At 72.0% G+C, this 13,847-nt stretch carries 12 protein-coding genes; 5 read left to right on the top strand and 7 right to left on the bottom strand.

The genetic code is table 11. The annotated features are described in order from the left end of the window. Window positions 1-82: 82 nt before the first annotated feature. From IEZ27_RS19085 to mppP, 3 genes are all read right to left on the bottom strand, one after another. Complete coding sequence (locus IEZ27_RS19085) at window positions 83-532, bottom strand: helix-turn-helix domain-containing protein (protein WP_125638395.1); 450 nt, start codon at window positions 530-532, stop codon at window positions 83-85. Window positions 533-644: 112 nt separating this feature from the next. Further along, entirely contained in the window at window positions 645-2,759 is a 2,115-nt protein-coding gene (mppR, locus tag IEZ27_RS19080; protein WP_189648471.1) for an enduracididine biosynthesis enzyme MppR, read from the bottom strand. Continuing rightward, window positions 2,756-3,880 (bottom strand): enduracididine biosynthesis enzyme MppP, encoded by a 1,125-nt coding sequence (gene mppP / locus IEZ27_RS19075; RefSeq protein ID WP_189648470.1) that lies wholly within the window; start codon window positions 3,878-3,880, stop codon window positions 2,756-2,758. Before mppP ends, mppR begins: the two co-directional genes overlap by 4 nt. A gap of 273 nt (window positions 3,881-4,153) precedes the next feature. Here mppP and IEZ27_RS19070 point away from each other — a divergent pair, with 273 nt between their 5' ends. Then, window positions 4,154-5,575, top strand: a complete 1,422-nt coding sequence (locus tag IEZ27_RS19070) for a glycosyltransferase family 39 protein (RefSeq protein WP_189648469.1) — start codon at window positions 4,154-4,156, stop codon at window positions 5,573-5,575. 5 nt (window positions 5,576-5,580) lie between these two features. On the opposite strand, the gene IEZ27_RS19065 is transcribed toward IEZ27_RS19070, so the two are convergent. Genes IEZ27_RS19065 through IEZ27_RS19055 form a run of 3 tightly spaced genes read right to left on the bottom strand, consistent with a single transcriptional unit; the run spans window position 5,581 to window position 9,013 of the window. Then, entirely contained in the window at window positions 5,581-6,120 is a 540-nt protein-coding gene (locus IEZ27_RS19065) for a flavin reductase family protein (protein ID WP_229824118.1), read from the bottom strand. Then, entirely contained in the window at window positions 6,117-7,424 is a 1,308-nt protein-coding gene (locus IEZ27_RS19060; protein WP_189648468.1) for a cation:proton antiporter, read from the bottom strand. Before IEZ27_RS19060 ends, IEZ27_RS19065 begins: the two co-directional genes overlap by 4 nt. Next, the gene (locus IEZ27_RS19055; protein WP_125638383.1) at window positions 7,421-9,013 is read right to left on the bottom strand and encodes a tryptophan halogenase family protein; all 1,593 of its coding nucleotides are present in this window, start codon (window positions 9,011-9,013) and stop codon (window positions 7,421-7,423) included. Before IEZ27_RS19055 ends, IEZ27_RS19060 begins: the two co-directional genes overlap by 4 nt. Before the next feature lie 437 nt (window positions 9,014-9,450). Here IEZ27_RS19055 and IEZ27_RS19050 point away from each other — a divergent pair, with 437 nt between their 5' ends. The 3 genes from IEZ27_RS19050 to IEZ27_RS19040 are packed head-to-tail and all read left to right on the top strand — an operon-like array spanning window position 9,451 to window position 11,504. Continuing rightward, window positions 9,451-10,356, top strand: coding sequence for an ArsR/SmtB family transcription factor (locus IEZ27_RS19050; RefSeq protein WP_125638380.1), 906 nt, complete (start codon window positions 9,451-9,453; stop codon window positions 10,354-10,356). A 20-nt stretch (window positions 10,357-10,376) separates the two neighbouring features. Beyond that, window positions 10,377-10,589: an MbtH family protein gene (locus IEZ27_RS19045; protein WP_125638378.1), complete on the top strand. Its 213-nt coding sequence runs from the start codon at window positions 10,377-10,379 to the stop codon at window positions 10,587-10,589. Between the two features lie 3 nt (window positions 10,590-10,592). After that, on the top strand, window positions 10,593-11,504 hold the full coding sequence (locus IEZ27_RS19040) for a TauD/TfdA family dioxygenase (RefSeq protein WP_229824117.1): 912 nt from the start codon (window positions 10,593-10,595) through the stop codon (window positions 11,502-11,504). Window positions 11,505-11,515: 11 nt separating this feature from the next. Here IEZ27_RS19040 and IEZ27_RS19035 read toward each other — a convergent pair whose 3' ends face one another. Continuing rightward, window positions 11,516-12,559, bottom strand: coding sequence for a hypothetical protein (locus IEZ27_RS19035; RefSeq protein WP_189648467.1), 1,044 nt, complete (start codon window positions 12,557-12,559; stop codon window positions 11,516-11,518). Window positions 12,560-12,810: 251 nt separating this feature from the next. Here IEZ27_RS19035 and gntD point away from each other — a divergent pair, with 251 nt between their 5' ends. Continuing rightward, window positions 12,811-13,839: a guanitoxin biosynthesis L-enduracididine beta-hydroxylase GntD gene (gene gntD / locus IEZ27_RS19030; RefSeq protein ID WP_189648466.1), complete on the top strand. Its 1,029-nt coding sequence runs from the start codon at window positions 12,811-12,813 to the stop codon at window positions 13,837-13,839. Window positions 13,840-13,847: the final 8 nt, after the last annotated feature.

The raw sequence follows: 13,847 nt of genomic DNA, 5'->3' as shown, positions 1-13,847 counted from the left end.
GAGTATTCGAGTACAAACCAGGACAGGACAACTGCCATTCGGTCATGGTTTGCCCGGTACGCCGCCAAAGGTCCCGCTGGGGTCACCCTTCGGCGGCGTCACCCTCGGCCGCGTTGGGCAGCCCTTCGAGCTCGCGTACGCGCTCGATCATCTCCCTGATCGCGGTCAGGGACTTGGGCGAGAGGCCGGCCGCGCGCAGCGCAATGCCGCGTACGGAGGCGTCGCGCATGGCGGCGAGCAGCGACAACTCGGCGTCGATGCGCTCGGCCGCCTCGTCGTCGAAGAAGTAGGCGGGCGGGACGCCGAAGAATCCCGCGAGCGCTTCGAGGTGGCGCTTGGTGGGGTTGTCGCGCAACCCCTTGCGGAGCTGCCAGATGTACGTGCCCGAGATGGTGGGCCCGCCCGCCGCCCGCAGCGCGTCGGCGACGTCCTCGAAACTGTATTCGCCGCCCTCTCGCGGATGGACCGTGCGGAACAGGTGGTCCAGCTTCGACGCCAGCGTGCGGCGTCCCTCGGGTGGGGTGTCGGGCATACTTCCTCTGCCGGATGGACGGAGGCGGCTGGGGGGAGAAGGGGATGCTGCCGCCAGCATACCAGAGGAATTAACTTCAGTTGACGACCGAATGGCGTTCCGTTAACGACAGTTATGCGGGCTCCAATTCCCGGCCGTGCTGCAGCGTCTCCGCGTACGAGAACACGTACCCCCGTCCCACCTCGACCGGCGCCAGTCCGGCGAGATCGGCGTCCGGCAGGTCGGGGAAGCGCAGCTCGGCCCGTCCCGTCCAGATCTCGGAGAACTCCACGTCGCTCACCTCCGAGGTCACCAGCCGCGTCACCGGCTCCTCCCCCGGTAGCCAGGCCGGGAACAGCCGCGTGTGCACGAGCGGGACGGTGTGCAGGAACGGCGGCCCGTCGGCGCGGCCCTCGACGGTCACGGCCGCCTCGGCGACCCGCCTGCCGCCCGCCGACAGCGCGGCGTCGAAGCGGCCTCCGGGGGCGAGTCTGGGCCCCGCCTTCCCGACCTGGGCCGGCCTGATCTGGTGCACCTGGCCGAACTGCTTGGGCATGCCCTGGATCCAGCCGCGTACCAGGGGCACCGGCTCGTCCACCCAGGCGTACGGGCAGCGGGCCAGGGGGCGGCCGCGGTACTCGCAGGCGAGCAGGATCAGGAACTCGGCGAACCGGCAGCGGGCGGGGTCGGCCAGTTCGGCGCCGTCGTCGGAGCACCACTGCCACTCGGCGAAGACCGCGGCGGCGGCTCCCGGGTCGGGGCCGAGGGTCAGCTCCGGAGGCAGGAAGCGGGCGGCGGCCTCGGGGTCCACGCGGTAGTCGGCCATGACGACGTCGCCGGAGAAGTGCCAGGGCGGCGGCGTGACCATCGCCGAACGCCCCGAGGGCGAGAGAGGGAGCGTGTAGCCGTGCGGGGACGCGGTACGGGCGGTGGGGGTGGGGGCGGCGTCGGTGGGGGTGTGGGTGGGGGCGGTCATGTGGTGGGTCCTTCGGGGGCAGGGGGGGATCGGGGTCTCGCGGGGGATCGGGTTCCAGGCCGCCGCCAGTCGTTCCGCGGCCGCGGCCAGCTCGTCCGGCTCGTTGAGGCCGTACGCGAGCCGCACGGCGCCCGCCACCCCGCCGCCGCGAGCCGCCGGACCGGGGACGGGGTCGGGGGTGAAGCGGGACCCGGCGGCGACCAGGACCCCCGCGCGCCGGGCCGCGGCGACCAGGGCGGCTTCGCGGCGGTCGGCGCGCACCCACACGAACAGGCCGCCGGCGGGCCGCTCGAGGACGAAACCGTCGTCCAGCCGCGCCGCCAGGACGTCCACCAGCGCGTCGCGCCGTTCGCGCAGCCGTTCGCGCAGCCAGGTCAGGTGCTGGTCGTAGCGGCCCCGCTCCAGCAGGGTGCTCACGGCGAGCGAGGTGGTGTGGTTCGGGCAGCCGCCGCTCTGGAACACGCCGTGGGCGGCCAGCCGGTCGGCCACGGCGGGCTCGGCCGTCAGCCAGCCCAGGCGCAGCCCGGGGGCCAGGGACTTGGAGAACGTCCCCAGCCTGATCACCCCCCGGTGCCCGTCCAGGGCGGCCAGGGCGGGGGGCCCGGTGTCGCCGTCGAGGCGCAGGTCGGCGTAGGCGTCGTCCTCGACGACGGTCGTCGCGTGGCGGCGGGCGATGGCCAGCAGCTCGCGGCGGCGGGCCAGGGGCATGACGCGGCCGGTCGGGTTGTGGAAGGTGGGGTTGAGGTAGACGAAGGCCGGGCGGGTGCGGGTCAGGGCGGCGTCGAGGGCGCGCGGGTCCATGCCCGAGGCGTCGCCGGGCACCCCGTACGGCCGCAGGCCGCAGTCGGTGAGGATGAGCCTGCCCAGGTCGTAGCAGGACTGCTCGACGAGCACCGCGTCCCCCGGGCGGGCCAGGGCGGTGGCGAGCAGGTGAAGCGCCTGCGAGGTGCCCGCGGTGACCACCACACCGTCCGGCCCGCACGCGTCCGGACCGCACGATGCGTTCGAGCGGGCGGCGAGTGACGTGCGCAGGGGGAGGGCGCCGCAGTCGTCGCCGTAGGCCAGGGCGGCCGCGCCGTACCCGGTCATGGCCTCGGCGTACGCCTCCGCCAGCAGGTCCACGGGCAGCAGGCCGGGGCCGAGGTAGCCGGGGCCGAGGTCGGTCGTGCCGGACGGCGCCACCGACTGCACGACGCCCGGCTCCCACCGCAGCGCGTGCGACCCGGGCCCGGCCCGCCCCCGCACCGGGGACAGGGCGGGGGTGGGGTTCATCGGGAGGACAGGACGAGGCGGAGGGCCCGGGTCGCCTCGTCGAGCGAGGCGGCCGGCCGGGCGAGCGCCACGCGGAGCATGTGGTCGCCCTCGGACGGGTCGGCCCAGTGGAACTTCTGGCAGGGCAACATGTACACGTTGTGCTCGCGCAGCGCCGACCACACCTCCAGCGACGAACGCCGCCCGAGTCGGACCCGTTCGACGCTGGCCCGGCTGCCGGGGTCGGGGAAGTCGACGTCCGGCAGGCCGGCGAGCGAGCGCCGCACCAGCACGCGGTTGCCGGCGATGAAGCGGTGCAGGTCGGGCAGGCCGCCGTCGGCGGCGTCCTCGGCGAAGCGCTGCACCAGCGCCAGTACGAGCGGCGAGGCGCCGAGCAGGATGTCGGAGTAGACCTTGGCGACCGGCAGGCCCGGCTCGGCCGAGGTCACCAGCCAGCCGATCTTCAGCTCCAGCGTGGGCCACAGCTTGCCGGTGTCCTCGATGACGACCCAGCGGCAGCCGCTGTCCTCCAGCACCCGGTAGTGGTCGAAGTGGGCCCGGGTGTCGAAGCCGCGGAAGGAGGTGTCCAGCGTCAGGACGACGTCGTGCTCGGCGCACTGGGCGGCCAGGGCGCGCAGCCGTTCCTCCGTCACCACGCGGCCGGTGGGGTTGTTGGGCGTGGTGACGAAGACGCAGCTCACCGCGTCGAGCAGGGCGCGGGGCAGGTCGCCGCCGTGCAGGACGTCCTCCTCCAGGGGCAGCAGGTTCAGGCCCACGCCGCGCAGGATGTCGGGGATGTTGTCGAACGTCGGGTGGATCAGCGCGACCGCGTCGCCCTTCTGGGCCAGGGCCCTGGCGAAGATCTCCATGGCCACCGAGGAGGAGTAGCAGGCGAACACGCGGCTCTCGCCGACCGGGTGGCTGTGCTGGCCGAGCAGGCCCAGGTACGCGCGGCAGGCGTCGAGCTCCACCTCCTCGGGAGCCCGCGCGGCGGCCTTGGCGAACAGGTTGGGCAGGTCGTCGATGATCCGCGCCTGGCTCGCGGTGAGCGCCTGCCGGGCGTGCCCGTCGGCGAGGTTCAGCGGGCTGTTCAGCGCCAGACATTCGAATTCGGTGAGATTGATCGCCTGGAGTTCCTGCATCACATTCACCTCACGTGCGTTTTGGAGTGGGATACCCGGACGCAAAATAAGTCGCGCAATTCGTTTCCGTCAATGCATGGCGAAGGACTCCGCCGACGAGCTGTGTGTTTTCCGGACGAGTCAATTCTGTTGTGTCTTCATCGACTCGGTGGAAGGCTGCGACCAGCGGTTACACCTCCACAAACGCTGGAAGGGGTTTTCGTGGACACCGTCGCAGCTATTGCTCCGCCACGGGCGGAAACATCTCCGGAAAGGGCCGTCATCGGTCTTTCCGTGGTCACCGTCGCCGTCGTCGTGGTTTTTCTGGCGTTCGCCGGCGGCCCCGGCTACTACGTCGACGAGCTCTATTTCCGGGTCGCCGGCGAGCACCTCGCGTGGGGGTACGTCGACCAGCCGCTGCTCGTCCCCCTGCTGGCCCGGCTGCAGATCGTGCTGTTCGGCGACTCGCTGACCGCGATCCGGGTCGTGCCGGCGCTGCTGACCGCCGTGTCGGTGCTGGTCACCGGGCTGATCGCAGGCGAACTCGGCGCGGGACGCCGGCTCCAGGTGCTGACCGCGTGCGTCTGCGCCGCCACGCTGGCCACGCTCGCCGCCGGGCACGTGCTGCACCCGACCGCCGTCGACCACCTGGTGTGGATCACGGCGTGCTGGCTGGTGATCCGCGTCCTGCGGACCGGCGACGAGCGGCTGTGGCTCGCCGTGGGCGCGGTCGTCGGCGTGGGGCTGCTGGCCAAGTACCTGGTCGTGCTGCTGGTCGTGGCCCTCGCGGCGGGGCTGCTCGTCGCCGGGCCGCGGCGCGTGCTGCGCAGTGGGTGGCTCCTGGGCGGCGCCGGGGTCGCGCTGCTGATCGCCTCGCCCGGACTCGTCTGGCAGGCCGCGCACGGCTGGCCGCAGTTCACGATGGCCGGTGAGATGTCGGCCGGGCCGGCGGGCGCCGTCAACTTCCTGGTGGGTCAGGTGCTCATGATCGGGCCCTTCCTCACGCCGGTCTGGGTGATCGGGCTGGTGGCCCTGCTCCGGCGGGCCGAGTGGCGGCCGTACCGGCTGGTGGCGGCGGCGTACCTCGTCGTGGCGCCGCTGCTGATGCTGCTCGGGGCCGAGCCCCGCTACACCGAGGGGCTGCTGACCGTGCTGGTGGCGGCCGGGTGCGTGCGGGCTGCGACGCTCGGCCGCCGCCTGTGGCTGGGGGCGGCGGCGGTGCTCAACGGGGTGCTCGCGGCGCTCATGGTGCTGCCGGTCCTGTCCATCGCGACGTACGCCGGCAACCCGGTGCTGGCCGTGCTCGGCGAGGAGCAGTTCGGGGAGACCGGCTGGCCGGACCTGGCCGCGCAGGTGTCCGCCGTCCACCGCGCGCTGCCTGCGGACGAACGGCGGCGGGCCGTCGTGTACGCCCAGAACTACGGCGAGGCCGGGGCCCTGGCCCGGTACGGCGGCGCGTACGGGCTGCCCAGGACCTACAGCGCCCAGAACTCCTACGCCGACTTCGGGCGTCCGGCCGACGACGTGGACGTGGTCGTCGCGGTCGGGGTGGACCGGGCGTCGTTCTCGGCGCTGTTCGACCGGTGCGAGGCGCGCGGGCGGCTCACCTTCGACGTCCCGCACTTCGAGGAGGGCAAGGAGCTGCTGGTGTGCCGGGGGCCGCGCCTGCCGTGGGAGCAGACCTGGCAGCGGTTGCGGTGGACGGGCACCTTCTGAGCCGGTCATGACGGCTCGGTCCCCGGACGCCAGGACGAGTAGGCGCGCAGGCCGTACAGGAGGGGTACGGCCGGCGCGCACCGCTCGATGCCGTACACCTCGCCGAAGACCACGACGTGGTCGCCGGCCTCCACGGTCCGCGCGACCCGGCAGTCGGCGACGGAGTGAGACTCCTCCACCAGGTGCGGCCCGCCGTAGGCGGGGCGGGCGGACCAGCGGACCCGGTCGAAGCGGTCGGCGGCGCCCGAGGCGAACAGTTCGGCGGTGTCGCGGGCGTGGGCGTGCAGCAGGTTCACGGTGAACTGCGCGGTCTTGAGCATGGCGTGCAGCGTGGGGCTGAGGCTGCGGGCGCAGACCAGCAGCGTCGGCGGGTCGAGGGTGACGCTGCACACCGACGAACAGGTCATGCCGCGCGGGCTGCCGTCGGGGTCCGTCACGGTCACGACGGCGACGCCGCTCGGGAAGGTGGACATCAGCGACCGGAAACGGTCGGGGTCGACCGTCGGCGTCATGGGCAGGGCCTCCACCAGCGGGAGATCCGTCATCGCAAGCCTCCGTTCTGTGCGACGGGTACCGGGGCCGTCCCGCGCGGCCGTCGCGGCCGCTGGAGGAGGGCGTACGACGGGCCGGTCGCCGCCGTGGTCACCAGCGCCATGACGGCGAGCGCGAGGAACATGGCCGGGGTGAGGATCCCGGCCTCGTGGCCGATCTGCAGCACGACCAGCTCGGTCAGGCCCCGGGTGTTGAGCAGCACGCCCAGGCGGAGCGCCATCCCGGGCGGCTCGCCGCCGAGACGGGCCCCCGCGTACGCGCCCCCGACCTTGCCCGCCATGCCGAGCAGCGTGACCAGGACGATCGCCGCCCAGGGGGCGACCGCGAACGGCTCGGCGAACACGGTGAACCCGGTGACCACGAAGAACACCGGGACGAGCAGCCGCCCGGCGCCCGCGACGAGCCGAACGGGCCGCGCCCACGGATCCGCGCCGCCGCCTCTGGCAGGCCCGTCGGCGGGAGCCGGGGCCGTCAGGGGCAGGGCGAGGGCGGCGAGGGCCGCGCCCAGGATCTCGGTCAGCCCCCACGAGCGCATCGCCGCCGCGGCGGCCAGCGCCCACACGGCGAGGAGCACCGCCGCGGCCCGAGGGAGGCGGGCGGGCAGGCGCAGCAGCGGGGCCGTGCCCAGCGCCCGCCGTACCGCGACCGCCCCCGTCAGGGCCGCGGCGGTGACGGCGGTGAGCACGGCCACGTTCCCGAGGCCGCCGGTCGCCAGGCTCACGGCCAGCGTGACCAGCAGCCAGGCCACCGCGTCGGTGACCGTGGCGACCGTCATCGACAACACGCCCGCCCGGGTGCCGACCAGGTCGCGTTCGGACAGGATCCGCGCCAGGACGGGGACGGCGGTGACCGACAGCGACACCGCCAGGAAGACGACCAGCGCGGACGCCGGGGCCGTGCCGCGCAGGCCGGGCTCGTCCCCGGCCAGCGCCCACACGGCCACGGCGGATCCGGCCAGCATCGGGACGGCGAGCGCGCCCGCCGCGGTCCAGCCCACCGCCCGGCCGCGTACGAGCGGCGCGGCCAGGCGCAGCTCGTGGATCACGCCGACCAGGTAGAGCACCAGGCCGGCGTGCCCGCACCAGCTCAGCCAGTCGAGGGGCAGCGCCCGCGCGGCGCCGGGACCGGCCACGGCCACGACCAGCGGGCCCGCCGCCATCCCGAGCGCCACCTCGCCGATCACGGCCGGCTGGCGCAATGCTCCGGCCAGCAGCCGCCCTGCCCAGGCGAGGAGGAGGACCGCCGCGAGCACGACGCCGAACAGGGCGATCCGCGCCGGTCCCTCGGCCGGGATCATCGTGTCCGGCTCAGCTCGGGTCGCCGTCCGGGCAGCGTGTCGCCGTTGAGCGCGGCGATGTACTCGTACTGGCTGGGCAGGTTGGCGACCAGCGCCTCGGCCTGCTCGCGGACGAGCCGCAGCTCGCGTTCCGCGCGGCCGTGGTCGAAGTGCCGCAGCGCGGGCGGGGCCTGCACCGGGACGCCGCCGAGCCCGAGCAGCATGGCGATGTAGGAGTAGGACTCGAAGCCGTGGTAGTGCGGGAAGACCGTCTCGCTGTCGGGCAGGCGCGCCTGCCACAGCTCAAGGCGTTCGGCCAGCCCGTCGGGGACGGGCCGGGTGGCGGCGTCCTTCCAGTAGTCGTTGTCGGAGCGGGCGGCGGCGTGGTAGTGCAGCGCGAGGAACTCGCGCACGCCGTCCATGACGTTGGCGACCTGGCGGTTGTACGACTCGCGCAGCCGGTCGTCCCAGCGGTCGGCGGGGAAGTGCTTGACCAGTTGCTCGATGGCGTTCTGGATGAAGAACAGGCCGGTCGACTCCAGGGGCTCGACGAAGCCGCTGGACAGGCCGACGGCCACGCAGTTGTTCACCCAGGAGCGCTCGCTGCGGCCGATCCGCATGCGGATGTGGTTGGCCTCCAGGTCGTCCGCCTCGGGGCCGACGAACTCGCGCAGGGTGCGTTCGGCCTCCTCGGGGGTGCAGTAGTCGCCGGCGTAGACGTAGCCGGTGCCGACGCGGCCGTACAGGGGGATGGTCCAGATCCAGCCGGCGTCCATGGCGGTGGCGGTGGTGCAGGGGCGCAGGCCCCGGGCGGCCATGTCGGCGGGCACGCGCAGCGCCACCGCCCGGTCGTTGGGCAGGCTCTCCTGGTAGGAGACGAAGGGGACGGACAGCGCCTTGTTCAGCAGCATGCCGCGGAAGCCGGTGCAGTCGATGAACAGGTCGCCGGCCAGCTCGCCGTGCTCCTTGGTGAGCACGTGGTCGATCCAGCCGCGCTCGTCCAGCCGGACGTCCACGACGTCGTCCAGGACGTGCCGGACGCCGCGCTCGGTGCCGAAGCGGGTGAGGTAGGAGGCCAGCAGCGCGGCGTCGAAGTGGTAGGCGTAGGGGAACTGGGTGTTCTGCTCGGTGAGGGTGGTGCGGTAGGCACGCTCGTCGGGGTTCTCGGTGAAGTCCTGCTCGAACAGCTCGCCCGACAGGTAGCGGGGCGAGCGCTTGGCCTCGCACAGCCAGCTGATGACGAAGCAGTCGCGGTCGAAGTCGCCGCCGGGGCGGGTGCCGAGCCACCAGTCGGTGAGGGGGAAGCCGTCCACGACGCGCAGGCGTTCGAACGGGTGGTAGAAGTGGTGGCCCGGGGCGCGCCAGTTCTCGAACCGGATCCCCAGCTTGTACGTGGCGTGACACTCGGGCATCCACTCCCGCTCGTCCAGCCCGAGATAGTCGAAGAAGTGGCGGATCGTACTGAACGTGGCCTCTCCCACGCCGATCGTCGCGATGTTCTTCGACTCGACCAGAGTGACGGCGATTCGGTCGCCGAATGCCGCCCGGAGATATGCGGCGGTCATCCAGCCCGAGGTGCCGCCGCCCACGATGACGACGTTCTTTACCATTCTTGAGCCCTTGTCCATGGCGTTGGGAAACGCGCGTCGGAAGAACCGGAAAAAGGATTGGGCAGTGCTCCGACCGCCCTTTTCCGAGCGTGCCGGACGGTCCCTGCCGATTTCCAGCTCATTGACGCCGGAGCTAAACAGGGCGGTCAGACGGGTGGCGGCGGCGCGGCCCGGCAGCTCGGCATGCGCCCCTGTGCAGGGCGTTCACGGTTGCCCACAGGCGGTCATCAACTGGCGTAGATGCAAATTTCTTGATCCTCCAACGCCAGTTGACTTCCCAACTGCCTCCGAGTTAGCTTGAGCAAAACTGGGGGCTCCCACCGCGGACGCCCCTCCTCGCCCAAGCCGCCCTGATCCACGCGGCCACCGCGTCGTGCGCATTTTCCCCGCGCCGCGGCGTGATCGACGAACCCGGAAAATGCGAAATGGGAGCCGCGGTGCTGCGGATTCATTTCACGGTCGAAGACCTGGCACGCCTGCGCATGGCGGCGACGCTGGGCCCGGTGACCGAGAGCGTCTTCGCCCTCGACCTGTTCGCCAGAAGCGGCGGCGCGGTCCACGGCGAGTGGCGCAGGGACGTGCGCGAACGCATGAACGGCACGGCCGGCCAGGTGGATCGGCTGGCCCGCGAGCGCCGGCCGCTCGGCGAACTGCTCGGACTGCTCGACCGCTCACCCGGCGAGTCCGGCTTCCGCGCCGGGGACGCCGCCGTCCCGTGGGCGACCGCCACCGTGCTGGCGTTCTGCCGGGCCGCGGTGCTGCCGTACTGGGGGCGGGTGCGTGCCTACCTGGAGCTCGAACGGGAGACGTTCGGGCGTATCACGATCACCAACGGCGTCGAATGCCTGCTGGACACCCTGCACCCGAAGCTGGTCTGGAACCCGCCGGTCCTGGAGGTCCCGCACGACGAGGACCGCGACGTGTACCTCGACGGCAGGGGCCTGCTGCTCAGTCCCTCGTTCTTCCTCCAGGTCAGGCACTGCCTGTTCCTGGACAGGGAGCACGAGACCGGGCTGCCCGCGCTCGTGGTCTCGGTCCCCTGGACGCCGGCCGTGCTGTCGGACCTGGTGGCCGAGCCCATGGCCGACGACGAGGCGCTCGGCGCGCTCGTCGGGCACACCCGGGCCGCGGCCATGCAGGCGCTCATGGACAGCTGCACCACCGGCGCGCTGTCCGAGCGGCTCGGCATCTCCCTGGCCGGCGCCAGCAAGCACGCCACCGTGCTGCGCAAGGCCGGGCTCATCACCACCGCCCGCAACCGCAACACGGCCCTGCACACGCTGACGTCGCTGGGCATGGCGCTGCTGCGCGGCGGCGGCCACCTCATCTCACAACGCAACTGACCTTCCCTGGAGGACGAACGATGAGCACGAACCCCTTCGAGGACCCCGAGGGCATCTACCTGGTGCTCGTCAACGACGAGGGACAACACTCGCTCTGGCCGGCCTTCGTGGACGTGCCGGCCGGATGGGCGGTCGCGCTGCCCGAGACCGACCGGGAGCGCGCGCTCGGCTACATCAACGAGAACTGGACCGACATGCGGCCCAAGAGCCTCATCGCGGCGATGGAGGAGTGAGCCGTGCTGATCATCGAGGGTGCCGGCGAGCCCGTCCAGGACCGGATCAGGGCCGGGCACCGCGCGCTGCGCGAGAGCCTGACCAGCCACGGGGCGCTGCTGTTCCGCGGCTTCGACGTGGGCGGCGTCGAGGGGTTCGACGCCGCCGTACGCGCGTTCTCCGGGACGCCGCTGGCCTACACCGAACGGTCGTCGCCGCGCAGCGTGATCAAGGGCAACGTCTACACCTCGACCGACTACCCGCCCGAGGAGGAGATCTTCCTCCACAACGAGAACTCCTACCAGGCCGTCTGGCCCATGGTGCTGTTCTTCCACTGCATGCGGCCGCCGGAGTCGCAGGGGGCCACTCCCCTGGCCTCCACCCGGGAGGTGCACGACACCCTCGACCCGGCGGTGCGCGAGGAGTTCGAGCGGCGCGGCTGGATGGTCGTGCGCACCTACGACGACGAGCTCGGCATGCCGTGGTCGGAGGCGTTCAACACCTCCGACCGGGACGAGGTCACCGCGTACTGCGAGCGCAACGGCGTACGGGCGACCTGGCTCGGGGACGGGCGGCTGCGCACCGAGGCCGTACGCGCGGCGGTGCACCGGCATCCGGTCACCGGCGAGCCCGTCTGGTTCAACCACGCCACGTTCTTCCACGTCACGACGTTGCCCGAGGCCGTACGCGAGGGGCTGCTGGAGATGTGCGGGCAGGACGGGCTGCCGAGCAACACCTACTACGGCGACGGCGGCGCCATCCCCGACGATGTCACCGACCACCTGCGCAAGTGTTACCGGGCGGCCTCCCGCCGCTTCGACTACGCGGCCGACGACCTGCTCGTCATCGACAACATGCTCACCTCGCACGGGCGGGAGCCGTACACGGGGCCGCGGCGGATCGCGGTCGCCATGGCGGAACCGTCGCGGGCGTAGCTCCCGGAACCTCAGCCGTCCCGGTCCTCGTTCCCGGCCCGCGCCCCCGGCCCGTCGCCGGGGTCGCGGGCCGGGGCGGTTCTGCGCAGGTGCCGGTTCGTCGTGCCGAGCACGGCCAGCACCAGCAGGTCCGCGACCAGCCCCGGCACCGCCGAGAACTGGTTCACGATGAACGCGAACACCTGGCCGAACAGGATGTCGACCAGGAGCGCGAGGTAGAGCGCCTGGAAGGCGGCCGGCCGGTTCCACCGTAACCGGGCCGCCCCCCACAGGCTGAGCAGCACCGTCACCGCCGCGGACGCCGCCAGGCCGATCACCGCTCCCCACTCCCGTTCCTGGCCGAGGGAGTCGTACGAGCTCTCCAGGGCCAGGCCGACCAGGGGCAGCGGGGCCCGTACGGCGAGGTAGACCACCGCGAGCACCACCACGACCGGCCGCCGGCACAACCGCTCTAGCCAGGCCAGGGCGGCGCGCACGGCGGGGAAGCGGGGCGGTTCGCTGGGGGGCACCATGCCGAGCAGCCGGACCGTGGCCGCGTCGAGCGGGTCGCCGGAGTCCTGGACCAGGCGGATCGCGCTGCGCCGCTGCTCGACCGTCAGCCCGGAGGTGACGCCGACGAGGGCGGCGTGCAGCGCGTTGGCGGTCCGCTCGGCGGCGGTGTAGCCGGTGCGGCCCTTGAGCCACTGGGCCAGCACGACCAGGACGGCGAAGACCAGGTAGATGATGCCGGCGGCGGGCCGGTAGAAGTAGTCGTTGCGCTCGGTGACGAACTTGCCGACCTCGTCGAGGAACGTGCCGAACCCGGCTCCGCCGAGCAGCGCGCCCCACGTCCTGGCCCGCTCGCCGAGGAAGGCGAGGGTGAGGCCGAGCCCGACCGCCATCAGCAGGCCGCCCCACAGGACGTGCGCGATGTGCAGGTCTCCGGCGCCGAGCTTCGGGTAGCCCGTGCTCGCCAGCCAGGTCCTGATCAGCAACACCGCGCTGATCCCCGCGATGGCGAACACCTGTAAATGAGCCGCCGCACTGGTGATCCTTGCCAGACGTGATCGGCGCACCGGGTCCTCCTCCGCTGTCAATGACGTCGTGGGAAGCGCCGACCAGGAGCCGGGTCGTCGGCGAATTTCACTTGCGCGGCGCTTCCGCCCGGGGGCCGACACCGGCACGGGACGCTCGCTGATACCTTTTCGACGCTAGCACACCGGCTTCGTGACTGCCCTGTTTAGCTTGAGGCTCAAACACATTGAGCTCCGGCCCGCCGACGACCGAACCTTGACCGGACGGGTGTCGCCGAGGAAGGGAGCGAGTTGTGTCGACTTTCGAACTGCGGAAAGACGAGGTGACCGCGATCACGGAGCTGGCGGGCGAGCTCGCCCGGCAGCATCCGGGAGTAGAGTCCGCGAAATTCCAGGAAATCGGCCGGGTTTATGCCGACGAGCTGCCGAGACGCCTCCGCGCGGAGTTGCACGATTTTCGCCTGGCCGAGCCGTCGGGCCTGCTGGTGATCTCCGGCCTACCGGTGGACGACGCCGCGCTCGGCCCCACTCCCGAGGACTGGAAATCGCGGCCCACGCCGTCGCCGACACTGTCGCTGGACATCGCGTTCTACCTGGTCATGAGCCTGTTGGGCGAGCCGATCGGCTGGGTGACGCAGCAGGACGGACGCATCATGCACGACGTTTTCCCGATGCGCGGCTTCGAACGCGAGCAAATCGGCTGGAGCAGCGCGGAAACGCTGGTCTGGCACACCGAGGACGCCTTCCACCCGCTCCGCACGGATTATCTCGGGCTGTTCTGCCTGCGTAATCCCGACAAGGTGGAGACGACCTTCGCCGAGGTCGGTTCGATACATCTCGACGAGGCCACAGAAGCCTTGCTCCGGGAGCACCGATTTCTCATTCTCCCGGACGACTCGCACCGTCCTGAGAATCGCGCCCCGGACCGGGACGACGACCCGAGGGTGGCCGACCTGAAACGCCGCAGTTATCGCCAGGTCGAAAGCGCGCTGACCGATCCGCAGCCGATGCCGGTGCTTTTCGGCGCCCCGGACGACCCGTATCTCTGCGTCGATCCGCACTATATGCAAGGAATACAGGGAGAGGACGAGGAGAAAGCGCTCGCCGCCCTCGCCGCGACCGTGGACGCGGCCATGACCGGGATCGTGCTGGAACCCGGCGACATCTGCGTCATCGACAACTACAAGGCCGTGCACGGGCGCAAGCCCTTCCGCGCCCGGTTCGACGGGACGGACCGGTGGCTGCGCCGGCTGAACGTGGCCAGGGATCTTCGCAAGTCGCGCGAGTTCCGGCTGGACGCGCGTTCCCGCGTCATCTACTGAGGCTAGGA

Source organism: Nonomuraea spiralis (genome assembly GCF_014648435.1).
Taxonomy (GTDB): domain Bacteria; phylum Actinomycetota; class Actinomycetes; order Streptosporangiales; family Streptosporangiaceae; genus Nonomuraea; species Nonomuraea spiralis.
The sequence above is the reverse complement of the archived record's forward strand: the minus strand, read 5'-3'. Positions and strand labels throughout refer to the sequence as shown.